The 24,717-nt window shown below is 69.0% G+C and carries 23 protein-coding genes; 11 read left to right on the top strand and 12 right to left on the bottom strand.

Going from position 1 to position 24,717, the window contains the following annotated elements:
- Positions 1-23 precede the first annotated feature (23 nt).
- The 6 genes from AZOLI_RS17730 to fae are packed head-to-tail and all read left to right on the top strand — an operon-like array spanning position 24 to position 5,425.
- Positions 24-926: an NAD(P)-dependent methylenetetrahydromethanopterin dehydrogenase gene (locus AZOLI_RS17730; protein WP_014188537.1), complete on the top strand. Its 903-nt coding sequence runs from the start codon at positions 24-26 to the stop codon at positions 924-926.
- Positions 908-2,086 carry an ATP-grasp domain-containing protein gene (locus AZOLI_RS17725; RefSeq protein WP_014188536.1) on the top strand — a complete coding sequence of 393 codons (1,179 nt, stop codon included), beginning with the start codon at positions 908-910 and terminating at the stop codon, positions 2,084-2,086. The genes AZOLI_RS17730 and AZOLI_RS17725 overlap by 19 nt, the downstream gene beginning before the upstream one ends.
- Positions 2,061-3,026: a methenyltetrahydromethanopterin cyclohydrolase gene (gene mch, locus AZOLI_RS17720; protein WP_014188535.1), complete on the top strand. Its 966-nt coding sequence runs from the start codon at positions 2,061-2,063 to the stop codon at positions 3,024-3,026. Before AZOLI_RS17725 ends, mch begins: the two co-directional genes overlap by 26 nt.
- A 10-nt stretch (positions 3,027-3,036) precedes the next feature.
- A complete protein-coding gene (locus AZOLI_RS17715; RefSeq protein WP_014188534.1) occupies positions 3,037-3,954 on the top strand; it encodes an ATP-grasp domain-containing protein in 918 nt (305 codons plus the stop codon).
- Positions 3,951-5,042, top strand: a complete 1,092-nt coding sequence (locus tag AZOLI_RS31290; RefSeq protein ID WP_014188533.1) for a triphosphoribosyl-dephospho-CoA synthase — start codon at positions 3,951-3,953, stop codon at positions 5,040-5,042. Before AZOLI_RS17715 ends, AZOLI_RS31290 begins: the two co-directional genes overlap by 4 nt.
- Positions 4,937-5,425: a formaldehyde-activating enzyme gene (gene fae / locus AZOLI_RS17705; RefSeq protein WP_244442573.1), complete on the top strand. Its 489-nt coding sequence runs from the start codon at positions 4,937-4,939 to the stop codon at positions 5,423-5,425. Before AZOLI_RS31290 ends, fae begins: the two co-directional genes overlap by 106 nt.
- Here the strand turns inward: fae and AZOLI_RS17700 are convergent.
- A complete protein-coding gene (locus tag AZOLI_RS17700) occupies positions 5,404-6,147 on the bottom strand; it encodes a HisA/HisF-related TIM barrel protein (RefSeq protein ID WP_044551599.1) in 744 nt (247 codons plus the stop codon). The genes fae and AZOLI_RS17700 overlap by 22 nt on opposite strands.
- Between AZOLI_RS17700 and AZOLI_RS17695 the strand changes: the two genes are divergently transcribed.
- Genes AZOLI_RS17695 through AZOLI_RS17685 form a run of 3 tightly spaced genes read left to right on the top strand, consistent with a single transcriptional unit; the run spans position 6,146 to position 8,658 of the window.
- Positions 6,146-7,138, top strand: coding sequence for an ATP-grasp domain-containing protein (locus AZOLI_RS17695; protein WP_014188530.1), 993 nt, complete (start codon positions 6,146-6,148; stop codon positions 7,136-7,138). The two genes, AZOLI_RS17700 and AZOLI_RS17695, sit on opposite strands and share 2 nt — an antisense overlap.
- Positions 7,131-8,165: a hydantoinase/oxoprolinase family protein gene (locus tag AZOLI_RS17690; RefSeq protein WP_014188529.1), complete on the top strand. Its 1,035-nt coding sequence runs from the start codon at positions 7,131-7,133 to the stop codon at positions 8,163-8,165. Before AZOLI_RS17695 ends, AZOLI_RS17690 begins: the two co-directional genes overlap by 8 nt.
- 10 nt (positions 8,166-8,175) lie before the next feature.
- The gene (locus AZOLI_RS17685) at positions 8,176-8,658 is read left to right on the top strand and encodes a GreA/GreB family elongation factor (RefSeq protein ID WP_014188528.1); all 483 of its coding nucleotides are present in this window, start codon (positions 8,176-8,178) and stop codon (positions 8,656-8,658) included.
- A gap of 56 nt (positions 8,659-8,714) precedes the next feature.
- Here AZOLI_RS17685 and pabB read toward each other — a convergent pair whose 3' ends face one another.
- From pabB to AZOLI_RS17630, 11 genes are all read right to left on the bottom strand, one after another.
- The gene (gene pabB, locus AZOLI_RS17680) at positions 8,715-10,181 is read right to left on the bottom strand and encodes an aminodeoxychorismate synthase component I (RefSeq protein WP_014188527.1); all 1,467 of its coding nucleotides are present in this window, start codon (positions 10,179-10,181) and stop codon (positions 8,715-8,717) included.
- Positions 10,182-10,184: 3 nt separating this feature from the next.
- On the bottom strand, positions 10,185-10,892 hold the full coding sequence (locus AZOLI_RS17675) for a GNAT family N-acetyltransferase (RefSeq protein WP_014188526.1): 708 nt from the start codon (positions 10,890-10,892) through the stop codon (positions 10,185-10,187).
- Positions 10,889-11,773: an ABC transporter permease gene (locus tag AZOLI_RS17670; RefSeq protein WP_014188525.1), complete on the bottom strand. Its 885-nt coding sequence runs from the start codon at positions 11,771-11,773 to the stop codon at positions 10,889-10,891. Before AZOLI_RS17670 ends, AZOLI_RS17675 begins: the two co-directional genes overlap by 4 nt.
- 3 nt (positions 11,774-11,776) lie before the next feature.
- Positions 11,777-13,060 (bottom strand): glycine betaine/L-proline ABC transporter ATP-binding protein ProV, encoded by a 1,284-nt coding sequence (gene proV / locus AZOLI_RS17665; protein WP_014188524.1) that lies wholly within the window; start codon positions 13,058-13,060, stop codon positions 11,777-11,779.
- 64 nt (positions 13,061-13,124) lie between these two features.
- Complete coding sequence (locus AZOLI_RS17660) at positions 13,125-13,922, bottom strand: electron transfer flavoprotein subunit beta (RefSeq protein ID WP_162488258.1); 798 nt, start codon at positions 13,920-13,922, stop codon at positions 13,125-13,127.
- Entirely contained in the window at positions 13,915-15,162 is a 1,248-nt protein-coding gene (locus tag AZOLI_RS17655) for an electron transfer flavoprotein subunit alpha/FixB family protein (protein WP_014188522.1), read from the bottom strand. The genes AZOLI_RS17660 and AZOLI_RS17655 overlap by 8 nt, the downstream gene beginning before the upstream one ends.
- Positions 15,159-17,084, bottom strand: a complete 1,926-nt coding sequence (locus tag AZOLI_RS17650) for a (Fe-S)-binding protein (protein WP_014188521.1) — start codon at positions 17,082-17,084, stop codon at positions 15,159-15,161. The genes AZOLI_RS17655 and AZOLI_RS17650 overlap by 4 nt, the downstream gene beginning before the upstream one ends.
- Positions 17,085-17,121: 37 nt before the next feature.
- A complete protein-coding gene (locus tag AZOLI_RS17645) occupies positions 17,122-19,167 on the bottom strand; it encodes an NADH:flavin oxidoreductase (protein WP_014188520.1) in 2,046 nt (681 codons plus the stop codon).
- A gap of 169 nt (positions 19,168-19,336) precedes the next feature.
- Positions 19,337-20,491 carry a GlxA family transcriptional regulator gene (locus AZOLI_RS17640; RefSeq protein WP_065814232.1) on the bottom strand — a complete coding sequence of 385 codons (1,155 nt, stop codon included), beginning with the start codon at positions 20,489-20,491 and terminating at the stop codon, positions 19,337-19,339.
- Positions 20,492-20,628: 137 nt separating this feature from the next.
- Positions 20,629-21,759, bottom strand: a complete 1,131-nt coding sequence (locus AZOLI_RS17635; protein ID WP_014188518.1) for a hybrid-cluster NAD(P)-dependent oxidoreductase — start codon at positions 21,757-21,759, stop codon at positions 20,629-20,631.
- Positions 21,760-21,834: 75 nt separating this feature from the next.
- Positions 21,835-23,115 carry an aromatic ring-hydroxylating oxygenase subunit alpha gene (locus AZOLI_RS17630; RefSeq protein WP_014188517.1) on the bottom strand — a complete coding sequence of 427 codons (1,281 nt, stop codon included), beginning with the start codon at positions 23,113-23,115 and terminating at the stop codon, positions 21,835-21,837.
- 94 nt (positions 23,116-23,209) lie between these two features.
- On the opposite strand from AZOLI_RS17630, the gene AZOLI_RS32570 reads away from it, so the two are divergent.
- Both AZOLI_RS32570 and AZOLI_RS17625 read left to right on the top strand, forming a co-directional pair.
- Complete coding sequence (locus AZOLI_RS32570) at positions 23,210-23,371, top strand: hypothetical protein (RefSeq protein WP_162488257.1); 162 nt, start codon at positions 23,210-23,212, stop codon at positions 23,369-23,371.
- A gap of 379 nt (positions 23,372-23,750) precedes the next feature.
- Positions 23,751-24,641, top strand: coding sequence for a glycine betaine ABC transporter substrate-binding protein (locus tag AZOLI_RS17625; RefSeq protein WP_014188516.1), 891 nt, complete (start codon positions 23,751-23,753; stop codon positions 24,639-24,641).
- Positions 24,642-24,717 lie beyond the last annotated feature (76 nt).

The raw sequence follows: 24,717 nt of genomic DNA, 5'->3' as shown, positions 1-24,717 counted from the left end.
AAGCGAACCAAGGAATTCGTTTCATGGAAAAGCCCTATATCATTCACGCCATTACTCCGGTGAAGGCGGTCAGTCCATTCGATATCAACATGGCTTGCGATGCCGGATATGGCGTCGTCGTGCCCTATACCAATGTCGAGACTGGCGAAGTTCCGGGCCTTGTCCAGGACATGATCTTCTCCCGCGCGCCGGGCGATGCCAAAAGGACCGGTCTGTTCATCGCCGGCCGCGATATCCTGAAGGCGCTGGACATGCTGGAGGCGGCGCGCGGGGCCATGGTGCCGCCGTTCGAAATCTCCGTCTTCGCCGACCCGTCGGGTGCCTATACCACCGCCGCGGCGATGATCGCTAAGGTCGAGGCCCAGCTCGAGAAGGCCGGAATGGCTTTGGCGGGGGCGCGGGTCGCGGTGTTCGGCGGCAAGGGGCCGGTGGGCGGCGTCGCCGCGGTGCTGGCGGCGCGTGCCGGAGCGTCGGTGCGGCTGGTCGGCCATGACGGCGCCGCGTCCGTCGCCGAGCGGGCGGATTCCTATCATGCGCGATTCGGCGTGACGCTGGGTGCGGTGGACGGATCGACCGACGCGCACAAGGCCGCCATCCTGGCGGAGACCGACGTGGTGCTGGCCGTCGCCCGCGCCGGCGTGCAGGTGCTGAGCCGCGCGCAGATCGCCGCCGCCCCCTCGGTGCGGGTGGTGGCCGATGTCAATGCCGTGCCGCCGGCCGGGGTGGAGGGGGTGGACGCCTTCAGCGACGGCGGCCCCATCGAGGGGACCGACGCGGTCGGCATCGGCGCGCTCGCCATAGGGAACGTGAAGTTCAAGACCCAGCATGGCCTGTTCAAGGCGATGCGCGAAGCGGCGAAGCCGGTCTATCTGGCCTTCGACGACGCCTTCACCCTGGCCCGCGCCCAATGCCGGAAAGCGGCCTGATCCTGGTCGCCGCCCTGTCCGGCCGTGCCATCGCCCAGGCGGTCGCGCGAACCGGAACCATGGTGGCGACGTTGGACCAGTTCGGCGACGCCGATGTGCCGGTGCCTGCCCGCCGGGTGCCGGGCGATCCCGTCGCCGGCTTCGACGGTGAAGCGCTGATCTCTGCCGCCCGCGCCTTGGCTCCGCGGGGCAGCGGTCTGGTTGCCGGATCGGGATTCGAACAGGTTCCCGACCTGCTGGACGCCCTGATGCGGACCGGTCCCTACCGCCTGCTCGGCAACGGGCCGGAGGTGGTACGGGCGGTGAAGGACCCGATAGGCTTCGCCGCGCGGCTGGCGACGCTGGGGCTGGAGGAGCTGGGCATCGGCCATCCGGAAACGCGGACGGCGGTTCCCGACGATGCGGTTCCGGGGGACTGGCTGGTCAAGCGGGTGGGGGCCGCCGGTGGCTGGCACATCACCCCTTGGACCGGCGCTCCGCTGCCGGGCGGGCATTACCTGCAACGGCGGGTGGCGGGGCGTGCGGTTTCCGTGGCCTTCGTCGCCGACCGCTCCGGCCGGTGCGAGACGGTGGCGGTCAGCCGCCAATGGGCCGATCCGGCGGCCGAAGCGCCGTTCCGCTATGGCGGGGCGGTCTTGCCGGCGGCGCTGCCGCCGTCACTGGTCGACCGGCTGTCGGACGCGGCGCGCCGCATCGCGGTGGCCTTCGGACTGGTCGGGTTGAACAGCCTGGACCTGCTGGTCGACGGAGAAACGGCGACGGTGCTGGAGGTCAACCCGCGCCCCGGCGCCACGCTCGACCTGCTTGAACGCCACCGGGTGGGTGGGGCGATGCACGCCCATCTGAACGCAGCAGCCGGACGCAGGTGGAGCCTTGGGCCGTCGCGTCCGGGCGTCATTGCCGGCGCGGTGGCCTACGCCCCCGCAGCGCTGACCGTGCCTGCGGATTTCGTCTGGCCCCCCTGGTGCGCCGACCTGCCGCGCGCCGGCAGCGCCATCGAGGGCGGACAGCCGCTGTGCAGCGTCACCGCCTGGGGCGGGGACGAGGAGGAGGCGAGGCATCGCCTGTCCCGCCGTATCGAACGCATCGTCGCGGACTGCACGCGGCGGTCCTGCCTTTTGGAGAATTCCGCCGATGTCCTCGCTTCCATTCAGTGTTAACCGGCTTGCCGCTCCCCTGGTCCATGCGCTTGTGGCCGACGCCGCCATGCTGCGGATCGGGGTGGAGCAGCATCCCGCCGGCTGCACCGTGATCGATGCCGGCATCGACCGGCCCGGCAGCCTGGAGGCCGGTCGCCGCATCGCCGAGATCTGCATGGGCGGCGCCGGCAGCGTGCGCATCGCCATGGATTCACCCTTCGCCCATTGGCCCACGCAGGTGACGGTCGGCGCCGCCGACCCGGTCCTGGCCTGTCTGGGCAGCCAATATGCCGGCTGGAGCCTGTCGGGCGAGAAATTCTCGGCATTGGGATCCGGCCCCGGCCGCGCCCTGGCGGTGAAGGAACCGCTGTTCGCCGAACTCTGCTATCGCGACATGGCCGACCGAACCGTGCTGGTGCTGGAGACGGACAAGCGTCCGCCGGCATCGGTGGTGGAAAAGGTGGCGCGCGATTGCGGCGTGCCGGCCGAGCGCGTGACCCTGATCCTGACGCCGACCCGCAGCCCGGCCGGCATCGTCCAGATCGTCGCCCGCGTGCTGGAGGTGGGGCTTCACAAGCTGCACGCCCTGCATTTCCCGCTGGATCGGGTGCGCGACGGCGTCGGCTGTGCACCGCTGCCGCCGCCGGGCCGCGATTTCGTCCAGGCGATGGGCCGGACCAACGACGCCATCCTGTTCGGCGGCACCGTCCATCTGCTGGTCGACGGGCCGGACGACGACGCGGCCGATCTGGCCGCCCGCCTGCCCAGCTCGGCCTCCGCCGACTACGGCCGCCCCTTCGCCGACCTGTTCGCTGCGAGCGGGTTCGATTTCTTCAAGATCGACCCGATGCTGTTCAGCCCGGCCCGCGTGATCGTCACCGCTTTCGAGAGCGGGCGGAGCTTCACCGCCGGGGCGTTGGCTCCGGCTCTGCTCGACCGTTCCTTCGGCATCGGCGGGTAAGGGCCGGGGCATGGGACGGACCCGCATCGCCATCTTCGTGGACGGCGCCGACTGGCACACCCGGCGGCTGACCGCCGCCTTCGCCCGGCGCGGCGCGAAGGCGGTCCCGGTGTCGCTCGGCGCCTGCGGCTTCGGTCCGGACGGGCCGGTGATACCGGGCTTCGATGGCGCCCTGCCCGACGCCTGTCTGGTCCGCACCATCTCCGCCGGCAGCTTCGAACAGGTGACGGTGCGGCTGGGCGTGCTGCATGCGCTGGCCCATGCCGGCGTGCCGGTGGCCAACAGCCCCGCGGCCATCGAGCGCTGCGTCGACAAGAGCGCCACCGCCTTCCGGCTGGCCGCCGCCGGGGTGCCGACCCCGCGGACCTGGACCGTCGCCGATCACGTCCAGGCGTCCTCCATCCTGGCCGCCCTCCATGCCGAAGGCGGCGCCGCGGTGCTGAAGCCGCTGTTCGGGTCGCAGGGCAAGGGGCTGCGGCGGCTCGATCCCGGCATGGAGCTGCCCGTCCCCGACGAGGTCGCCGGCGTCTACCATCTGCAGGAGTATGTCGGCGCGGCGGATGGCGGCTGGTTCGACTGGCGTGTCTTCGTGGTGGACGGGCGTCCGCTGGCCGCCATGGTCCGTCAGGGCGATCACTGGATCACCAACGTAAAGCAGGGGGCGCGCTGCCATCCGGCCAGTCCGGGCGGCATTCTGGGCGAGCTGGCGGTGGCCGCCGCCGCCGCCGCGGGCGCCGATTATGCCGGGGTGGACGTGATCCGCGCGCCCGACGGCCGCTTCCTGGTGCTGGAGGTCAACAGCATGCCGGCATGGCGCGGTCTTCAGGCGGTGACGCCGGTGGATGTAGCGCAGGCGCTGGCCGATCTGGTCCTGGCCCGTCTGGCCTCGGCCTCGCCCGCATCGGGTGAAGCGCGGAGGGCGGGATGAGCGCCCTGCTGCCGACCCCCGGACAGGAGTGCCGGGTCTCGGTCGAGGAGGCGGTGTTCACCGCCTGCCGGCTGGAGCTGTTGGCGCTGAAGCCCGGCAACGTCCACATCCATGCCGAAGGCCATGGCATGAGCGTGACGCAGTTCCTGGACAGCGCCGCCGCCATCGCCCCCATCCTCGCCACGCCCGGCCGGCCGGTGGGGGAAGCGATCCTGCGCGCCGTCGCGGCGACGCGGGATGTGGCCGGCTGCAACACCAATCTCGGCATCGTGCTGCTGTTGGCGCCGCTCGCCGCCGCTGCGCTGTGCCGCGACAAGGGCGAGCCGCTGCGGCTGCGGCTGGCGCGGGTGCTCGACGGGCTCAGCGTCGCCGACGCCGCCGATGCCTTCGCGGCCATCCGTCTGGCGCTGCCCGCCGGGCTGGGAGAGACTCCGCAGCATGACGTCGCCGAGGCCCCTCGCATCGACCTGCGGGCCGCCATGGCTGCCGCAGCCGACCGCGATCTGATCGCGCGGCAGTACGCGACCGCCTTCGCCGACGTCTTCACCTTCGGCGTGGCCCGCGGCCGTTCGGCGCTGCGTCGCGGTGCCAGTGCGGCGGAGGCGGCGAGCGCCATCCATCTGGGATTCATGGCGCTGCACCCCGACACCCACATCGCCCGCAAGCATGGCGCGGCGGTGGCGGAGCGTGTGCGGGACCAGGCATTCCGGCTGGAACGGCGCCTCGCCAACGGCCTTGTCTTCGGCGGCACCGATTCGGGCCATCAGGCCGCAACGGCCCGCCGGCTTCTCGCTTTCGACCGCGCGCTGAAGCGCCGCGGCCTCAATCCGGGCACGTCCGCCGACCTGACGGTGGCCTGCCTGTTCGTGCTTCGGCTGGCCGGCGACCTGCCTGCCGGACCGTGGCCGCCGGAAGACATCCGGCGGAGCCTTATCGAACCAACCATCACAAGGGATGCGCAATGCCTAAGATCGACAAGGTTATGGTCGGCGAAGCTCTGGTGGGCGACGGCAACGAAGTCGCTCACATCGATCTCATCATCGGTCCGCGCGGCAGCGCCGCCGAGACCGCCTTCTGCCAGACCCTGACCAACCAGAAGGAAGGCGTGAACGGCCTGCTGGCCGTGCTGGCGCCGAACCTGATGGTCAAGCCGTCCACCGTCATGTTCAACAAGGTGACGATCAAGAACGCCAAGCAGGCGGTGCAGATGTTCGGCCCGGCCCAGCGCGCCGTCGCCCTGGCCGTTGCCGAATGCGTCGAGGACGGCACCATTCCGGCGGACGAGGCCGACGACCTGTTCATCTCCGTCGGCGTCTTCATCCACTGGCAGGCGGAAGACGACCGCAAGATCCAGGACTACAACCATGAAGCCACCAAGCTCGCGCTGAAGCGCGCCATCGCCGGCAGCCCGACCGCCCAGGAGATGCTGGACGGCATGGCCGCTGCGGTTCACCCGTTCGCCGCCGGCTGACCGGAGGAACGCTGACCTGAGGCGAAGCGGGCAATCGTCCCGGCGTCGAGGCGACGGTCGTGGAGTGCGCTGGCCACCAGCACCGCATCGGTGCCGTGCGTGGCCAGCGCATCCAGATCCGCCGCATCGCGCACGCCGCCGGCCCCCCACACCCGAACCCCCGGGCGCCGGGCCGCCAGCGCCGCGATACGGTCCAGGTCTGGACCCTCGCCCGAGCCGACCCGGTCCAGCGTCATGGCGATCACCCGCTCGGGCCAGCGGCCGGCATCCTCATGCAGCACCGCCGGTCCCAGCGGCACTCCCTGCCGGATATCGAGCGACAGCGCCACCCGGTCCTGTCCGGCGAGCGTCAACGCCGCCTCCAGCGTCGCCCCGTCGGTCTGGCTTTCGCTGCCGATCACCAGATGGCGGATCCCGGCGTCGAGCCAGCGGCGGCAATCGTCCGGCGTCGCCAGACCGGCATCGACCCAGAACGCCACCTCCGGCCAGCGGGCCTGCAGCGCCGCGACGGTGGAGCGATGGTCGCCATTGCCCCCGATCGCGTCGAGATCGGCGACATAGCAGGCGCGGAAGGGATGCAGCGCCAGCAACGCGGCCACGATATCCTGGGGTGCCGATCCTGGGATCAGCGCAGTTTCGATGGGGCGGTAGCGGTCGCGCTCCCCCCGTTTGGCATGAACAACCTGCCCGCCAAGCAGGTCGATTACGGGAACGATGTCCATGGAGAACGGCCTTCGTCGGGTTCTGGTCTGCGAGTATGTCACCGGCGGTGCGCTGTGCAACGGGCCGCTTCCGACGGAGCTGATGGCGGATGCCAACGCGATGGTCGCGGCCCTGGTCGGCGATCTGGTCGCGCTGGATGGAATACACGTCACTTTGTGCTGGGACAACCGCCTTCCCCCGCCCTCATTTCCGCCCGACCGGGTCGCCCTGTTTCCGGTGGCGCCGGGCGAGGACCCGGACTCGCGGTGGCGCGATGCCGCCGCCCTGTGCGATGTGGTCTGGCCGATTGCGCCCGAAAGCGACGGGCTGCTGGGCCATGTCGCCGCGCTGTTCCGCGGCACCGGCCGGCCGGTGGTCGCCTGCGCGCCCGACGCCATCGCCCTTGCATCGTCGAAGACGGCGACGGCGGCACGGCTGGCCGCACACGGCATCGCGGCGATTCCCACCTTACCCTTCGGCGCCCCGCCGCCGCCCGCCGCCCGCCATGTGGTGAAGCCGGACGATGGCGCCGGTTGCCTCGACACCTTCGTCGTCGACGACATTGCCGACTGGACGCCGCCTCATGCCGGCCGCTGGATCGTCCAGCCGTTGGTGGATGGCGAGGCGTGCAGCCTGTCGATGCTGGTCGACGCGGCCGGCGGGGTGCGGCTGCTCGGCTGCAATCGCCAGAGGGTGGAGCGTGGACATGGCTGCTTCTCCTTCCATGGCGTGGAGGTCGGGGCGATGGAGCGCCGCCGTGCCGCCTGGGAGCCGCTCGCCCGCGCCATCGCCGCCGCGATCCCGGGGCTGCGTGGCTATGTCGCCGTCGACCTCATCGACCGGCCCGACGGCCCCGAATCGAATGGCCCGGTGGTGGTGGAGGTGAACCCGCGCCTGTCCGTCGGCTATTCCGGGCTGTCGCGGGTGCTGGGCTGGAATCCGGCCGGTGAAATCCTGGATCTGTTCCACACCATATCGGCCGACGCCGGCCGGGAGGGCGCGCATGTCTGACGTCCATTCATCGACCGTGATCGGCTGGGACATCGGCGGGGCCCACCTGAAGGCCGCCTGGGCGGAGCAGGGCCGGCTGCGCGATGCGGTGCAGGTGCCTTGCCGGCTTTGGCAGGGGATCGGAGAGCTGGACGCGGCGCTCGCCACCGTGCTGGAGCGCCTGCCGGCCGACGCCGACCATGTGGTGACGATGACCGGCGAACTGGTCGACCTGTTCGACGACCGCGTCCAGGGCGTACACACGCTGATCGAGCGCATGGAGGCTGCCCTGCCGCAGGGACGGCTGCGCGTCTATGCCGGCCGGGGCGGGCTGCTGTCGCCGCTGGAGGCGCGCGGCCGGGTGATGGAGGTGGCGTCGGCGAACTGGATGGCGACGGCCGCTGTCGTCGCCCGGTGTCTGCCGGCGGCGCTTCTGGTCGACATGGGCAGCACCACCACGGACATCGTGCCGGTGCGGGACGGTGCGGTGGCGGCGCGCGGCATCACCGATCATGAGCGGATGGCGGTGGAGGAGCTGCTCTATACCGGCCTGACCCGCACGGCGGTGATGGCGATGGAGCGCACCGCCCTCGTCGCGGGCGAGCGGTTGCCGATGATGGCCGAGTATTTCGCCACCAGCGCCGACCTCTACCGGGTCCTGGGCCGGCTGGACGAGGCGGCGGACCAGCACCCCGCCGCCGACAATGGGGCGAAGACGGTGGAGGCCAGCCTGCGCCGTCTGGCGCGCATGGTCGGCCATGATGCCGGCGATTACGATCCGGCGGTCTGGCAGGCGATGGCCGCCGATTTGACCGAACGGCAGTTGCGCCGCATCCACGATGCCGCCTGTCGCGTGCTGTCGGCCGGAACGCCGTTTCTGCCGGCGGACGCGCCGGTGGTCGGGGCCGGCGTCGGGCGCGCCGTCGTGAAGGAGGTGGCTGCCCGGCTGGGCCGCCCCTATCTGGATTTCAGCGATGTGGTGGGCGCCCCCGGTCAGGGCTGGGTCGCCAGTTGCGCCCCTGCTGCCGCCATGGCGCTGCTGGGTTGAGGAGGCAGACATGAGCCGCGCCTTCGTCAAGGAAAGCGACGCCGAGACCGAGGGGCCGCTGCCGCAGATCACCGGCCCCCTGCATGTGTCCGCCGCCACCGTCGCCGCCTGGCAGGCGGAGCTTGCCGAGGCCGATGCGGAGATCGCGAAACTGCGCGGCTCCGATGCGCCGGAGGACCGGCAGGCAACGAGCAGTGCCAGGCGGCGCGCCGACCTGCTCCGCGCCCGTCTGGCCGCCGCCGTTGTGGTGCGCCCTGCCGGCCCGGCGGAGGAGGCCGGTTTCGGCTCCGTCGTCGTTGCCGAGGATGAGAGCGGACGCCGATGGACATTTACCCTGGTCGGCGGCGAGGAGGCCGATCCTGCCGCCGGCCGGATCAGCTGGCAATCGCCGTTGGGCGAGGCGCTGATGGGCGGACGGGCCGGCGACGTGGTCGAATGGCCACGCCGGAACGGCCCCCTGTCGCTTACCCTTCGGTCGGTATCGGCGTCCTGACTGTCGGCGTCCCGATCCAGACCTCCCACTGATCGGGACGTCCCGATCCTGGCGCCTCAGCCGCCATCCAGCGCGCGCAGCTGCGGGCGGATCTTCACCATCATCTCGTCATGCTCGGCGGCAGGATCGGAATCGGCGACGATGCCGCCGCCGGCCTGGGCGATGACGCGGTCGGGCGTGACGGTCAGGGTGCGGATGACGATGCTGCTGTCCATCGCCCCGTCGAAGCCGATCCAGGCGACCGACCCGCAATAGGCGCCGCGCCGTGAGTCCTCCAGCTCGTCGATGATCTCCATGGCGCGGATCTTGGGCGCGCCGGTGATGGAGCCGCCGGGAAAGGTGGCGCGCAGCAGGTCGACCGGCCCCAATCCCGGCTTCAGCCGCCCCTCGATCACCGAAACCAGATGGTGGACGGAAGCGAAGCGCTCCACCCCGCACAGGACCGGCACCTTGACGCTGCCGATGCGTGCCACGCGGCCGATGTCGTTGCGCAGCAGATCGGTGATCATCAGATTCTCGGCCCGATCCTTGACGCTGCCTTCCAACTCGCGGGCCAAGGCGTCGTCTTCCTCCGTATCGGTGCCGCGCGGGCGGGTCCCCTTGATCGGGCGGGTTTCCATGCGGCCGTCGGCGTGAAGCCGGATGAAGCGCTCGGGCGAGGCGCTGGCCAGACCGGTGCCGCCGGGCAGCGACAGGCAGGCTGCGAAGGGGGCGGGGCCGAGCGCCAGCAGGCGGCGGTACAGGTCGAACACCGACAGCCCCGCCGGCCGGTCGGCCAGGAAGCGCCCGGTGAAGTTGGCCTGGAAGATGTCGCCGGCGCGGATGTATTCCAGCACCCGCTCGACCCGGCGGCAATAATCGTCGCGCTCGATCTCCGGCCGCCAGACGGCGGTGGCGGCGTGGGGCGGCGGCAGGACGGCGGGCGCGGCTTCCAGGCGGTCAAGGAATGATTGCAGGCGGTCGGCAGCGCGGAGGCGGCGCCGGATCGGGGTGGTCTCGGGAAAGCCGTTGGAGAGGATCCAGCCACGCCGTTCCCGTTCATCGAACACGATGACGGTATCGTACAATCCGAAGGCCATGTCGGGCAGGTCGGTGTCGTCGCCATGGCGTGCCGGCAGCCGTTCCAGCACCTGCCCCAGTTCATAGCCGAGGAAGCCGACGGCGCCGCCGGCGAAGGGAACGGGCAGGTCGGGGGGGATGCTTTGGCGGCAGGCTTCAAGCTGCTGTTCCAGCACGGCGAAGGGATCGCCGGCGACCGCATGGCCATCCACCGTGACGGATCCGCCATGCGCCAGGATCGTGCGGAAGGGGTCGACGGCGAGGATGCTCCAACGGCCCCGGCCACCGGCCTCCGCGGCACTGTGCAGAAGGGTGGCGAGAGGCTGGCCTGCCCAGGGAGCGAAGGCGGTCAGCGGATCGCGGTAGGGAATTTCGCGGACCAGCAGCGGACAATCGACGCCCGGGCTGCTCCCGGCCTTAATGTCCCTGGCCGGAAGATCGAGGACCAGACCGTCCTGCGGCATGCGTCATGCTCCGATGCTGGTGGCGAGGGGCTTTGCCCAGAAGCGAAGGGGCTTTGCGGTCTCCTCCCTGTCGCCGGCATCGCACCAGGACAGGGTGCCGCCGATATCCGGCTCTAGCCGGTAGCCCAGCCGCCGCCATGCGGAATCGGGCGTCCGGTAGGTCTTCGGGCGGCGGGGGTGGTCGGTGGATCGCACGATCTCGCCGAAGGCGGCGGAGGTGAAGCGGTTGCCCTGGCGAATATGGGACTCGCCGATTTCCAGCAGGGCGGTTCCCACCCCCTGACCACGATGGGAAGGCAGGACCACCACCTCGCCGAAATAGAAGATCGAGCGGGGGTCGCGGCCGGCATGGGTGAAGGGATCGCGCAACGCGTCCAGTTCCCGGTCGAGCGGTGCGCCGGTGGCGGCGGCGATCATCCGGTCGCGCTCGAAGGCGGCCAGGATGAGGCCGCCCGACAGGCTGCCGAGATCGGAGAGATAGCGTTGCTCGTAGGCGGCCGACCCGGAATAGAGAAACGGGAACTCGCCCAGCACCGCCAACCGCAGGACCGCCAGTTCCTCCAGCCGGTCGGCCAGGGCGGCGGCGGTCAGCCGCTCCACCCGTATGTTGCCCAGTTGCGTTTCGCCATGCGGCGGCCGCCCGTGGGATGGAACGGGCCGCGCCGGAAGAGCGGCGGCGAAGCCCCCTTCCGGGAGAGCCCCCGCGCTCACCGCGCCGGCACCGGCAGAAACCGCCGCAGGAACGCGAAGCGTGCCGGGCGCGGAGCGACGGCGGTCCTGCCGAAGCTCTGGGTGATGCGGTCGAGGATGATCGCCAGCAGCACGACGCTGAGCCCGCTTTCGAAGCCGAGCGCGATGTCCAGGCGCTGGATGCCCTGCAGCACGACGTTGCCCAGGCCGCCGGCACCGATCATGGAGGCGATGACGATCATCGACAGCGCCATCATCATGGTCTGGTTCACCCCGGCCATGATCGACGGCAGGGCGTTCGGCAGCTGCACCTTGAACAGAAGCTGGCGGTCATGGCAACCGAAGGCCTTGCCGGCCTCGACGATCTCGCCCGGCACCTGCTGGATACCGAGCGCGGTCAGGCGCACGGCCGGCGGCATGGCGAAGATCACGGTGGCGAGGATGCCCGGCACCCGGCCCAGACCGAAGAACATCACGGCCGGGATCAGGTAGACGAAGGCCGGCATCGTCTGCATGAAGTCCAGAGTGGTGCGGACGATGCTCTCGACCACGCGGTTGCGCGCCATCCAGATGCCCAGCGGCACGCCGATCAGCAGGCAGAGCAGGGTGGAGGTCAGGACCAGGCCCAGCGTGGAGGCGGTCTCCGTCCACAGACCCATGCCGGAGATCAGCAGCAGGGCCGCGGTCGTGAACACGGCGAAGCCGGCGCCGACGCGCCAAAGCGACGTCGCGACGATCAGCCCGATCAGCAGCCAGGCCGGCGCCCCGACCAGCACGAAGTCGATGGCGCCGCCGAAGCCGTTCACCACCGTCGAGATCGCGTCGAACGTCGACTGGAAATGGTCGAGCATGAAGCCGACCAGTTCCTCGACCCATTTGCCGATTCTGATTTCGAATTCCATCGGTCAATCCCCCCGGACCAGGGTGTGGAGCATGAGGGCGCGCGAGATGGCGCCGAGGAAGTTGCCGTCGTCATCGACGACGGGCACCGGCCATTCGGTGTCGGCGACGAGAGCGAGCAGGGCGTGGATGGGCGTCGCGGCATTGACGGTGCGGACGTCCGGCAGGAAGGCGTTGACGAAGCGCGGCTGCGGCCCCCTCAGCTCGCGGTCCAGCGTCGCCTGCGAAACGACACCTTCGAAGCGGCCGTCCTGGGTGCGGACATAACCGAAATTGTGGTGGTTCTCGCGCAGCTGCTGCAGGGCCGGGGCAAGTTCGCCGGGCATGCGGATGACGGTGTTGGTCGCTTCGTAGCGCGCCACGTCGCCGGCGCGCAGCACCTTGGAGGCATCGACGTTGCGGAAGAAGGAGCGGACATAATCGTCGGCCGGGCGGCTGAGGATCTCGTAGGGCGTGCCGACCTGCACGATGCGCCCGCCCTCCATGATGGCGATGCGGTCGCCGATGCGCATCGCCTCGTCCAGGTCGTGGGAGATGAAGACGATGGTGCGCTGGTGCTCGCGCTGCAGGCGCAGCAACTCGTCCTGCATCTCGGTGCGGATCAGCGGGTCGAGGGCGGAGAAGGCCTCGTCCATCAGCAGGATGGTCGGGTCGTTGGCCAGCGCGCGGGCCAGCCCGACGCGCTGCTGCATGCCGCCGGACATCTCGCGCGGGTAGCGGTGGGAGTAGGTGCCCAGGCCCACCTGCTCCAGCGCCTGCTGCGCGGCCTTGTGGCGTTCCGCCTTGGACGCGCCGGAGATCTCCAGGCCGAAGGCGGCGTTGTCCAGCGCGCTCAGATGGGGCATCAGGGCGAAGGACTGGAAGACCATGCCCATGTTGCGGCGGCGGGCCTGGATCAGCTCGGCCTTGGACATGCTGACCAGGTCCTTGCCGTCGAGCAGGATCTCGCCGCTGCTGGGTTCGATCAGCCGGTTCAGCAGACGGATCATGGTGGACTTGCCGGACCCCGACAGCCCCATGATGACGAAGATCTCGCCGGCGCGGACCTGGAAGCTGGCATCCAGGACACCGACATTGACGTTCAGCTTCTCCAGAACCTCGGCCTTGCTGGCGCCCTGGCGCAGCATCGTCAGCGCGGGTTTCGGATCGGGGGAGAACACCTTGTAGACGTTCCGCACCTCGAGGCGGACGGCCGCGTCCTCGCCGATGCTCGTCCTGGCGGCTCCGCGGGGAAAGCCCAGGTTGGCCGGTGCGCCGACCGAAACCGCGCTTCGCATCATCGTGTTCATCGACAGGTCCCCCCTGATTGCGCGACAGCGTGGCCCGTGGGACTGAGAGAATCGTTGTGCATATTCATGGAAGCATTCCCTGTTCGACTAGGCTGTCGTAAATGGCCAGCGCTCCCGCTTCGGCTGTCGGGTTGACCAGCAGTTGGCCCTTTCCGCTCTTGCTCTCGGTCGCCGCCTTCAGCCGGTCGAGGGCCGATCCGCCGCGTTTGACACGCATCAGCTTGGGCTTCGGGCGCCATGGCCGATGTTCGCAGTCCGACAGGAAGAGGTCGGCGGTTGCCTGGACCGCCATCGGCTCGATGATGCCCCGCCGGGCCGGGCCATAGGCCGAGGCGCGGGCGGGCGGGGCGGAAGGATGGATGGTCGCTACGAGGCGGCCGGTGGCGGTCAATGCCCGCCGCTGTCCGCGCGGCAGCGCCTGAACGAGATCGGCGGCGCCCGGCATGGAGGCCTGCGCATCGGCGGGGCCGATCCGCACCACATCGGGAACGACGGCGGCATCGAGGCCACGGGCGATCAGGTATGGCAGCATGCCGCTGCCCTCGCCGTCCTCCGCCTGCCGTCCGGTCAGGATCAGCGACGGGTCGAGCCGGCGCAGATGGGCGATCAGCGGTTCGACCGGGTCGCTTCCCTCCGGCAGGACCAGCACGGTCAACCGCTCCAGACCCATGCCGAGATAGGCGCGCAGAGCCTCGCCGTCGGCGGCCGGGCCGGCATGGATTGCCGTCAGCCGGCGCGGGCGCAGAGCCAGCGCCATCTCCAGCGCCTGGGCATCGGTGGCGGCGCGTCGGGCACGGCCGGAAACCGGATGGCGGCCGATGGACAGCAGGACGGCGACGCCCATCGTGGAGAAATCAGCCATGGCGGCGCTCCCGGATGAGCCGGATCAGGGCGGGCATGATCTCCTGCGCATCGGCGACGATGGACAGGTCGGCGCGCTTGATCATCTCGGCATGAAGGTCGGTGTTGACGGCGATCACGTTGCGGACGCCGGTGATGCCCTGAAGATGCTGCGGCGCACCGGCGATGCCGAAGGCGAGATAGCAGCGCGCGCTGACCACCGTGCCGGAGGCGCCGACCTGCCTTTCGCGCGGCAGATGGCCGGCGTCGCACACCACACGGCTGCCGGCGCGGGTGGCGCCCAGCGCCTCGCCCAGCTCGGCGAAGCTCTGCCAGTCGGTCACGCCGTTGCCGGCGCTGAGGATGAAGTCGGTTTCCGACAGCGACAGGGCGTCGGGATCGACGGCCAGCCGCCGGGCGCCGCCCAGGCGGGGCAGGACCTCTTCCCCGGCCGTGAGCGGAGCGGCGAGGTGGAGCGGCCTGGCCTCGTGCCGCACGCCGTCGAGGGGGGCGAAGGCGTCCACCGCGATCGTCATCAGCCGGGTGGGGCGGCGCCCGGTCTCCAGCGAGCCGCCGGCCGACTGGCGCGTCGCCCGGTCGGGACCGAGGCTCTGCACACCGGCGAACAGCCGCTCCCCCGTCGCCGCCGCGATCCGCCGCGCGACGTCGCCGCCGTCCGGGGTGTCCGGGAACAGGATGTGGCGGGGAGACAGCGCCTCCATCAGCGCCGAAGCGGCGGCGGCGCGCCTTTCCGGCACGTAATCGTCGGCCCAGCCGTCGGGCAGGGCGACATGGCGGTCGGACCCGGCTTCGGCCAGGACCTCCCCCGAACCGGTGGAGACGGTCACCACCGCACCGCCGCCACCACCACCAATTGCGCCGTCGGCCAGCAGACGGGCGGCGGCGATCACCTGCCGGTCATGCTCGCTCACCTCGCCGCCGGGACGGTCGAGCATGGCAAGGACCAGATAGGCCGGCTCGGCGATCACCTGCAGCGGGATCGCCGGTGCGGCGGCGATGGCGTGGCCGACCGCAGCAACGGTTCCGGCCGAGGCCGCGTCGCGAGCCCAGTCGTAGCGTGGGCGCGGCTGGCGCTGGACCAGGGCCACGTCGCGGATGGCGCGAGGATCGCGGCGGCGTTCGTTCGTCGCGGCGGCGACCGGCTGGCGCAGCACGCGCGGGCGTTGTCCGGTCAGGATCGTGCGGGACGCGCGCTCGGCACGGGGATCGACACGGCGGCGCATGGTGGTGTGTTGGCTCATCGGGCGGTCTCCGTCGCGGCGAGCACCAGTTCGGCGATTTCCGCCACGTCCGGCCGGGGACCGACGACGCCCTCCAGCATCAGGGCGCAGTTGGGGCAGGCGACGGCGACCATCGAGGCGCCGGTCTCGCGGACATGCTCCATGCGGACGTCGGGAATGCGGCGTTCGCCCGACACGTCGGTCAGCGGGGCGCCACCGCCGCCACCGCAGCAGCTCGACCGCAGGCCGGACCGCAGCATCTCCCGGCGCTGCACCCCGATGGCGTCCAGCAGGGCGCGCGGCGCCTCGATCTCGCCGTTGTAGCGGCCGAGATAGCAGGGGTCGTGGAAGGTGACGCTGCGCCCGACCGGCTTGGTCACCGTCAGCGCGCCGCCGGCGATCAGCTCCAGCAGCAGGGCGGTGTGGTGGACCACGGTCCAATTGCCGCCGAAGGCCGGATATTCGTTGCGCAGCGTGTGCAGCGCGTGCGGATCGGCGGTGACGATGCGGCTGAAGCGGCGGGCGTTCAAGGTCGCCACGTTGCGGGTCGCCAGCGACTGGAAGGTCGCCTCGTCGCCCAGCCGGCGGGCGACGTCGCCGCAATCCAGCTCCTCGTCGCCGAGAACGGCGAAGTCCACACCGGCGCGGCGCAGCACCACCACCAGTGCCCGCAGAGAGCGCTGGACCCGAAGGTCGAAGGCGCCGTCGCCGACCCACAGCAGCGTGTCGCAGGACCCGCCGGCCGCCAGCCGGGGCAGCGACAGGTCGGCCGCCCAGTCCCAACGCCGGGCCAGGGCGCGGCCGCCGGGATTGTCGGTGGCGCGCAGCTCCTCCAGCATGCCGGCGGCCTTGCCGGGCGTGGCGCCCAGCTCCAGCGTCTGGAAGCGGCGGAGATCGACGACGGCGTCCACATGCTCGATCATCATCGGGCATTCCTGCACGCAGGCGCGGCAGGTGGTGCAGGACCACAGCGTGTCGGGATGGATCATCGCATCCGGCCCGATCAGCGGCAGCGCCGCCCCGCCATGGGCCTTGCCGACGCCGCGGCCGGGATGGGGATTGCCGGCATAGGCGGCGTCGCTGGCCTGCCCGTCCATGGCGATGACCAGATCCTGCACCAGCTTCTTCGGGTTCAGCGGCAGGCCAGCGGCATAGGCCGGGCAGGCGGTCTCGCAACGCCCGCACTGGACGCAGGCATCGAAGCCGAGCAGACGGTTCCATGCGAAATCGACGGGGCGTTCCACACCCAGCGCGCCCGGCTCGACGGTGCCTGCATCCTCTTGCGGAGCGAGCGGCAGCGGCTTCAGCCCGGTGTCGCGGCCCTTGCCATCGTGGAAGCGGGCCGGACGCGGGTGAAAGGCCAGATGCAGCGCCCCATGCACCGCGTGCTTCAGCGGCCCCTTCCACACGCCCCACACCAGATCGGCCATCGCCAGCCCGGCAATCGCGACGAGGACCAGGGCCAGGGCCTCCGGCATGACGCCGCCCAGCGCCTGATCGAGGGACACCGCCAGCAGGGAGCCGGAAAATCCCAGAAGCGAGACGGGGAGGCGGGCGAAGCGGCCCTGCGACAGCTCACGCGGGCGGACGACCCGGCGGCGATGCCAGACCATCAGGGAACCCGCCAGCATCGCCGCCAGCACGACCGCCAGAAGCAGCCAGACGACGGACCAGCCGGCGACACCGACAGCCATCGCCACCAGCAGCAGGACCGCAGCGAGGAATCCGCCGGCGGCCAAAGCGTGGAAGCGGGCGTTGAACGGCGTCCGCCCCACCACATGATGGACATCCACCAGATAGCGGCCGGGCAGGGCGCGCAGTCCGGCGACCACACCGACCGCGGCCGGCCGGCCGGCCAGCCAACGACGCGACTGCCAGGCGGCCAATGCCGCGCCGATGACGAGCACGGCAAGGACGACGGTTGAAAGAGCGGTGGCGATCACGTCGAACGGCTCCTGTCGCTTGGCGGGGGCAGAGGTTTCAGATGTCCTTGCAGAGACGTGCGGCGTCGTAGATCGCGGCGTGGATGTTGCGGCCGGCCACCGCATCGCCGATGCGATGCAGCGTGTAGCCGCCATGACCGTTGGCCTGCACCGGTTGCGGCCGGCCGGCGATCAGGCTGTCGAGATCGGTTTCGCCGCGGTTCAGCGACCGGTCCTTGAGATCGAAATAGAGGCCGTCGTTGGGCAGGGTGCCCAATTCCACCACGATCTGGTCGACCAGCCGCTCCTCCTCCTCGTGGGTGTATTCATTGCGCAGGACGGCGACGCGGCGGTTGCCCTCCTGGTAGATTTCCACGAGCTGGTGGTTGGTGGTCATCACCACGTTCAGCTTGTAAAGCTCGCGCAGGTGGATCGGCTGGTTGGTGGTGCCGACCTCCTCCGCGACCATGCGGTCGGGGGTGGCGATCTCCACCAGCGCGCCGCGCTTGGCCATGAACTCGGCGCAGGACGCGCCGTGATGCTGGCCCGTGCCGTCATACATCAGCACGGTTCCGGTCGGTTCCACCGCCCCCGTCAGGACATCCCAGGTCGACACCGCCAGATCGGCGCCCTTGAAGTCGCCGCGGTTGGGACGGCCGCCGGTGGCGAGGATCACGACGTCGGGCTTCTCGGCCTCGATCGCGGCGCGGTCGGCCTCGACCCCAAGGCGGACATCGACGCCCAGCTTGGTGACCTGCTGGGACAGCCAGCGGGTGATGCCGCTCATCGCCTCGCGCCAGGTCGCCTTGGCGGCGATGCCGATCTGGCCGCCGGGGGTGGCGTTGCGTTCCAGCAGCACGACCGAATGGCCGCGCTCGGCGCAGACGCGGGCGGCTTCCAGGCCGCCGGGGCCGCCGCCGACCACGACGACGCGGCGCTTGCGCTCCGCCTTCGGGATCACATGCGGCATGCTGCGCTCGCGGCCCGTCGCGGCGTTCTGGATGCACAGCGCGTCGCCGCCGACATAGATGCGGTCGATGCAATAGCCGGCGCCGACGCACTGGCGCACATCGTCCAGCCGGCCTTCCATCAGCTTGCGCACCAGATGCGGATCGGCGATGTGGGCGCGGGTCATGGCGACCATGTCGACATGGCCTTCCTCCACCGCGCGGGCGGCGGTGGCGAGGTCGGTCACGCGCTGGGCATGGAAGACGGGAATGCCGGCTTCGCGCTTGATGCCGCTGGCCAGATGCAGGAAAGGGGCGACCGGGAAGGACATGTTGGGCAGCGATATGGCATGCGCCAGATGATCGCGCGCCTGACCGCCCAGGACATTGACGAAATCGATCAACCCGCGTTCGGCATAGGTCCGGGCGATGGCGATGCAGTCCTCGTGGCTGAGGCCGTCGTCGATCAGCTCGTCGCCCGACATGCGCATGCCGATGACGTAATCGTCGCCGACCTCGGCACGGATCGCCTCGAACACCTCGATGCCGAAGCGCATGCGGTTTTCCAGGCTGCCGCCATACTTGTCGGTGCGCCGGTTGACCGAGGGGCTCCAGAACTGGTCGATCAGATGCCCGTGGGCGGCCGACAGCTCGAACCCGTCCAGTCCGCCTTCCTTGCAGCGGCGGGCAGCGGCGGCATAGCCGGCGATGATCCGCTTGAAATCGAAATCCTCCATCTCCTTCGGCGTGTTGCGGTGCGCCGGTTCGCGGGCGGCGGATGCGGAGACGGTGGGAAGCCAGTTCTCGGTGTCCCAGCGGGTGCGCCGGCCCATGTGGGTCAGCTGGATCATCAGCGCCGCGCCATGGCGGTGCACCCGGTCGGAGAACTCGCGGAAGAAGGGAATGACGCTGTCGTCGGCGACGGAAATCTGGTTCCACGGGGCCGCCGGGCTGTCCACCGCGACGGAGGAGGAGCCGCCGAACATCGTCAGCCCGATGCCGCCTTTGGCCTTCTCCTCGTGGTAGAGCTGATAGCGTTCCTTTGGCTTGCCTTCGGATCCGTAGCCCGGCGCATGGCTTGTGCTCATCACGCGGTTACGGATCGTCAGATGCTTGATCTGAAGAGGCTTCAGAAGGGCTTCGGCGGGTGAGGACATGGCAGGAACGATCCCCAGTATTGAGCCTGCCAAGAATTCACCATCGCGGCCATTGTCGCGTTGCCCCCCGCGACCGGGAATTACCTTTTTGCGACAGGGGCGGAGTGGAGCGGTACGGCTCGATCAAGTATTTGAATTTTCGGAGAAAATTTGCGGCAACTGTCGCCCGTCATTCCACCGGTGCGCCATCCTGGACAATCGGCGCGGGATCCTCGAACAGGCGGCGGTCGGGCAGGAGGGTATCGCCGTCGGCACGCCGGAAAGCGGCAAGAGGCGAAAAATGCGGGTCGGCCTCCACATCCGGTCCGGCGGTGCGCCGCACCTCCGATGGCGGGACGCCGAACAACTCCCGGAACTGGCGGGAGAAATGCGCGCAGTCGGCGAAGCCGGCCTCGTTCGCGATGGCGGTGACCGAGAGCTTGGTGTTGCGCAGCAGCCAGTGGCCATAGCGCAGGCGCAGGCTGCGGTAATAGGTGGCCGGGCTGGTGCCCACGGCCAGCCGGAACAGCCGTTCGAACTGCCGGGTGCTGACGTTCAGGCGACCGACGATCTCTTCCACCGACAGGGGATCGCTGATGTGCTGCTCCATCAGCAGCAGGGCGCGGCGGACCCGGTCGTTGGTGATCTCCATGACCGTCGGCGGCTGCGGTTGCGACTGGCTGGCCGGACGGGCCTTGTCGATCAGCAGGATATGCATGGTTTTCTGCGCCGTGGCGCGGCCCAGATGGCGCTCGATCAGGAAGGCGGCCAGATCCGCCACCCCGGCGCCGCCCGAGCAGGTGATGCGGTCGCGGTCCACCACGTAGAGTTGGTCGGCCACCGGCACCAGATCGGGAAATTCCTCGATGAAATCGCTGTGATGGTACCAGCTGACGCAGCAGCGCCGGTTCTTCATCAGGCCGATGCGGCTCAGCACGAAGCTGCCGGTGCACACGCCGACCAGGGTCACGCCATAGGATGCCGCGGCGCGCAGATAGGCCAGCGTCTCGTCGTCGAGTTGCGGGCCGGCGTGCAGCAGCCCGCCCACCACGACCAGATAGTCGAAGCGGCGGGGATCGGTCAGCGGCTCCCAGCGGGCGACGCCGATGCCGCAACTGGACATCACCGGTTCCGGCCGCGACCCCATGATGGTCCAGCGGCAGCGGATCTGTCGCGATCTGTCGCCTTCGTCGGCGGCCAGCCGCAGGGCGTCGATGAAGGGGGCGAGCGCCGTCAGCGTAAAGTTGTTGGTCAGGATGAACCCGACCGACAAAAGCGCGCGTTCCTCCTGCCGGGGTGCGGGACCGCTACCGCCGAAACGGCGATATTCCACTGTCTTCCCCACCAGGACATCCTCCCAGTCCGACGGCCCCAGAGCTGATCGCCCCAGTCTGATCGCCCCGGTCTGATCGCTTTCGATCCGTCATTCCGGATGCTAGCCTCACTGGCCTGCGCCCGGAAGACAATTCAATGGCAACGATCCTAGCGTTCTATCACCAGATCGCTGGTCGGGCGGCTGCAGCAAAGCAGAATCAACCCCTGGTCGATTTCGCGTTTGCGAATGCCGCCGGTGTGGTTCATTTCCACGGTGCCGGAGATCAATTTCGTCTTGCAGGTTCCGCACAACCCGCGCGAGCAGGAGGTCGGAACCCGGATGTCGGCGGCCGATGCGGCATCCGCCACCGCCATGTCGGGCGGGCAGGTGAAGACCTTGCCGGTCTTCGTGAATTCGATGCGGAACCCGGCCGAGGCCGGCGCTTCCCCGGCCGGTGCGGCCTGGATCGCTGCCGCCTGGGCCGACAGGTCTTCCGCGGCATGTCCGGCTGCGAGTTCCGCGGCCATTTCCTCGAAGTTGAAACTTTCCTGGTGGTAGCGGCTCATATCGAAGCCACCCCCTTCCAGGAAGCTGCGCACCGCCTTCATGAAGGGTCCGGGACCGCAGACATAGACCTCGCGCTCCATGAAATCCGGAGCGATCAGTCCCAGCATCGGCAGAGACAGCCGGCCGGTGAAACCGGCCCAATGGGCCTCGGTGCCGATGCCCTCGCAGACATGCGCGACGCGCAGGCGGCGGCCGGGACCGGTCAGCGCGTCCAGTTCGCGGCGAAAGACGATGTCGGCCGGCGTGCGGGCGGCGTGGACGAAGACGATATCATGATCCTCGCCCAGATCGTCGAAGGTCCGGGTCATCGACATCAGGGGCGTGACGCCGCTGCCGCCTGACAGGAACAGGAACTTGCGCGGCTTCTCGGACTCGCCGGGCGTGAACTCGCCGAGCGGACCGACCGCGCGGATCGTGTCGCCGGGCTTCAGAGTGTCGTGCAGCCAGTTCGACACCGGGCCGCCGGGCACGCGCTTGACGGTGATGGAAAGCCGGTGCGGCCGCGCGGCGGAAGAGGAGACGGTGTAGCTGCGCTGAACGGTTTCACCGCCGATGGGCAATTCCAGCGTGATGAACTGGCCCGGCTTGAACCGGAACAGGCAGGGGCGCTTCGGTGCGAAGACGAAGGTCTTCACGTCATGCGTTTCGTCCCGCACCGCCCGGCACACCAGCGTGTCGTCGATTTCGGGATCCCAGTCCCTGACCGGAGCCGGAGCCGCATCCTGCTGCATCGTCATCTCTCTCCTTCAGCCGTGAACAACGGGCGATCCCGGCGGCTTGCCGGCCGGGACCGCCCTGGCATCGCGTTACTCGGCGGCGACGCCCACCGCGGCCTGCTTGCCCAGCAGATGCTCGGACATGCGGCTGACATACCAATCCGTGAACTTCTCGACGAGCGGCTCGGTGTAGGGCGAATAGGGGCCGGGCTCGTAGGCGGGGCTGATGGCGCCGTTGTGCGAGATCTCGACCAGATCGGCATCCTGCTGGTTGGTCGCCTCCCACACCTCGGTCAGGCGGTTCAGGTCGTAGTCGACGCCCTCGACCGCGTCCTTGTGGACCAGCCAGCGGGTGCGCAGCAGGTTGCGGTCGGGACCGAGCGGGAACACCGAGAAGGTCACGATGTGGTCGCTCATGAAGTGGTTCCACGAGTTCGGCTGGGTCCAGAAGGACAGGGCGCCCAGCTTGCGCTCGGTGATCGACCCCAGCAGCTTCTGCGACGCGCTGCGGGTGTCCTTGGTGTGGGCCTCGCCGGCGCCGTCCAGCGGCAGGCGTTCGGTGCGGAAGCCGGTGACGTCGGTCAGGCGCTCGACCTCGCGGCTGGGGAAGCCGGCCGCCTCCCAGCCGAGGTGGCAGGACTGCACCAGCGCCTCGTACTTCGCGGCGTGCTCCATCCGCTTCGGGTTGGTGCCGTCGGGGGCGAAGCCGAAGCCGTATTCGAACAGCGGGATGGTCAGTTCCGGATGGTTGCCGACGCAGTGGTAGCATTCACGATTGTTTTCCATCGTGAGCTTCCAGTTGCCCTTCTCGATCAGGTCCACCGTCTTGGCGACCTTGCAGTTCTTCAGGTCGTGCGGAAGGATGTAGGGCTCGATGGCCGCCGCCATGCGGTCGATGTCGTCCGGAGCCTCCTCCGCCAGGCAGATGAAGATCAGGCCGCCGACGGACCGGATGTGCACCTTTTTCAGGTTCCGGCACTTGCGGTCGAAATCGTTGCCCATATGCTCGGCGAACAGAAGCTCGCCGTCCTGGCCGTAGGTCCACTGGTGATAGCTGCACACCAGATTGCCGACCGAGGTCTTTTCCTTGAGGATGATGCGCGCGCCGCGATGGCGGCAGACATTGTGATAGGCGCGCAGTTCCATGTCGTCGTCGCGCATGACGATGACGGACGTCTTGCCGATATCCACCACCATCACGTCGCCCGGCTCCGGCACGTCCGGTTCGACGCCCACATGCAGCCAGTGGCGGCCGAAGATGATCTCCATGTCCAGCTTGAAAATTTCCTCGCTTGTGTAGAACGGGGCTTCCAGGCTGTACCCCTTCTTGCGGCGCGTCAGCAGGGTTTCTATGGAGATCTCGGACGACATGACGGTTGACCTTCTGCGGGAGTGGGGCCGTGTGTTCGCGGAACCGTCTCAACCTTGACCGGGCTGTGCTTTTCTCGATTCCACGGAGCACAGCGTGCCGCTCGCCGGAGCGCGCCGCGTTCTGGATTGCGACATCAACTTTAAAAAGGCCGACAGCCAGTCCGGTCTTTTTGCGCCAGCCGGACTTCGGCAATGGTCGGTTTGCGACATGACGCGATTGTTCAACGGCGATGGCCGCTTCGTCGAGCGGTGGTGAAGGTTTGTCCGCCGCAGACCTTTTCAAGGTATCGGCTTGCAGGCTGTGCAGAATTCGCAGGCCGGGCGGGGTTCGTGCGAGGCTGTCGCAAATCCGATACGAATTGCCGCTCTGATGAAGGTTTTTTGCTTTCAGGCCCGGCATTCTTCCTCAATCGATACTGATGTCCGCAACGGTTCGCATCAGTTGGAATCGGCTTTCCGCCTTCATCCGCGACGGTGATCGACCATCCGCAAGCTGAATGCGGGTCCTTCGCCCGGTCACGGCCATCGGCAAGACGGGGGTGATCTGCCGGGGCACTTGCACACGTCCGGTACAAGCGTCTCCGCATGGCGAATCAGCCGATCCAAACAAACAAACGATAAGAGGAGGCTTCTTGATGAAAATCTTCGGTAAAGCCTTGGGCATTCTGCTGTCGGCGGCCATGACCGTCGGTGTTGGGGCCGGTGCGATCGCCAATAAGGCGCAGGCGGCGGAGAAGTCCATCAACATCGGCTGGACCGCCTGGTCGGACGCCGAGGCGGTGACGAAGCTGGCCAAGCATGTGATCGAGGAGCGGTTCGGCTACAAGGTCGAGCTGACCATGGCCGATATCGGCATCCAGTATCAGGGCATCGCCAGCGGCAAGCTGGATGCCATGCTGATGTCCTGGCAGCCGCTGACCCACAAGCCCTATCTCGACAAGGTCGGCAAGGACATCGTCGACCTCGGCCCGCTCTACACCCGCGCCCGTCTGGGCTGGGTGGTGCCGGACTATATTCCCGTCGACCAGGTCAAATCCATCGAAGACCTGAAGAAGCCCGAGGTGCAGAAGCAGCTGGGCGGCAAGATCCAGGGCATCGATCCGGGTTCGGGGCTGATGCAGGCGTCGGAGAAGGCGCTGAAGACCTATGATCTGAAGGGAATGCAGCTGGTGTCGGCCAGCGATGCCGCGATGCTCGCCGCTCTGGAGCGCGCCATGAAGCGCAACGAGTGGATCGTCGTGACGAGCTGGAGCCCGCACTGGATGTTCGCCAACTGGAAGCTGCGCTACATCGACGATCCGAAGGGCGCTCTGGGCGGGCTGGAGAGCGTGAACGCCATCGTCCGGAAGGGTTTCTACCAGGATCATCCGGAAGTCTACGAGTTCCTGAATCGCATGGTCCTGCCGATTGGCGATCTGGAGGCGATGATGCAGGAAGCCCGCCAGTCCAGCTATGAGAAGGCGGTCGACAATTACATCAAGAACAACAAGGCCCGGATCGATTACTGGGTCACCGGCAAGCTTTGATCCGCGGGCGAGCCACCACCGTCGGCGCGGTGGCCGCTTACCCTTTCCTGTGCAGTTCGTGGAGGCGGTCCGTTCT

Origin of the sequence: Azospirillum lipoferum 4B, from assembly GCF_000283655.1 — a bacterium.
Classification (GTDB): Bacteria; Pseudomonadota; Alphaproteobacteria; order Azospirillales; family Azospirillaceae; genus Azospirillum; species Azospirillum lipoferum_C.
This window is presented reverse-complemented; position numbering and strand designations above follow the sequence as displayed.

Bases quoted from the DNA above. Each gene is read 5' to 3' on its own strand.
- AZOLI_RS17670 (WP_014188525.1), bottom strand. From the start codon at position 11,773: ATGGAATTCGAAATCAGAATCGGCAAATGGGTCGAGGAACTGGTCGGC.
- pabB (WP_014188527.1), bottom strand. From the start codon at position 10,181: ATGCCGCAGGACGGTCTGGTCCTCGATCTTCCGGCCAGGGACATTAAG.
- AZOLI_RS17645 (WP_014188520.1), bottom strand. From the start codon at position 19,167: ATGTCCTCACCCGCCGAAGCCCTTCTGAAGCCTCTTCAGATCAAGCAT.
- AZOLI_RS17660 (WP_162488258.1), bottom strand. From the start codon at position 13,922: ATGGCTGATTTCTCCACGATGGGCGTCGCCGTCCTGCTGTCCATCGGC.
- fae (WP_244442573.1), top strand. From the start codon at position 4,937: ATGGTCGGCGAAGCTCTGGTGGGCGACGGCAACGAAGTCGCTCACATC.
- AZOLI_RS17685 (WP_014188528.1), top strand. From the start codon at position 8,176: ATGAGCCGCGCCTTCGTCAAGGAAAGCGACGCCGAGACCGAGGGGCCG.
- AZOLI_RS17725 (WP_014188536.1), top strand. From the start codon at position 908: ATGCCGGAAAGCGGCCTGATCCTGGTCGCCGCCCTGTCCGGCCGTGCC.
- AZOLI_RS17700 (WP_044551599.1), bottom strand. From the start codon at position 6,147: ATGGACATCGTTCCCGTAATCGACCTGCTTGGCGGGCAGGTTGTTCAT.
- AZOLI_RS17690 (WP_014188529.1), top strand. From the start codon at position 7,131: ATGTCTGACGTCCATTCATCGACCGTGATCGGCTGGGACATCGGCGGG.
- AZOLI_RS17730 (WP_014188537.1), top strand. From the start codon at position 24: ATGGAAAAGCCCTATATCATTCACGCCATTACTCCGGTGAAGGCGGTC.
- AZOLI_RS17635 (WP_014188518.1), bottom strand. From the start codon at position 21,759: ATGCAGCAGGATGCGGCTCCGGCTCCGGTCAGGGACTGGGATCCCGAA.
- AZOLI_RS17655 (WP_014188522.1), bottom strand. From the start codon at position 15,162: ATGAGCCAACACACCACCATGCGCCGCCGTGTCGATCCCCGTGCCGAG.
- AZOLI_RS17630 (WP_014188517.1), bottom strand. From the start codon at position 23,115: ATGTCGTCCGAGATCTCCATAGAAACCCTGCTGACGCGCCGCAAGAAG.
- AZOLI_RS31290 (WP_014188533.1), top strand. From the start codon at position 3,951: ATGAGCGCCCTGCTGCCGACCCCCGGACAGGAGTGCCGGGTCTCGGTC.
- AZOLI_RS17695 (WP_014188530.1), top strand. From the start codon at position 6,146: ATGGAGAACGGCCTTCGTCGGGTTCTGGTCTGCGAGTATGTCACCGGC.
- AZOLI_RS17625 (WP_014188516.1), top strand. From the start codon at position 23,751: ATGAAAATCTTCGGTAAAGCCTTGGGCATTCTGCTGTCGGCGGCCATG.
- proV (WP_014188524.1), bottom strand. From the start codon at position 13,060: ATGAACACGATGATGCGAAGCGCGGTTTCGGTCGGCGCACCGGCCAAC.
- AZOLI_RS17715 (WP_014188534.1), top strand. From the start codon at position 3,037: ATGGGACGGACCCGCATCGCCATCTTCGTGGACGGCGCCGACTGGCAC.
- mch (WP_014188535.1), top strand. From the start codon at position 2,061: ATGTCCTCGCTTCCATTCAGTGTTAACCGGCTTGCCGCTCCCCTGGTC.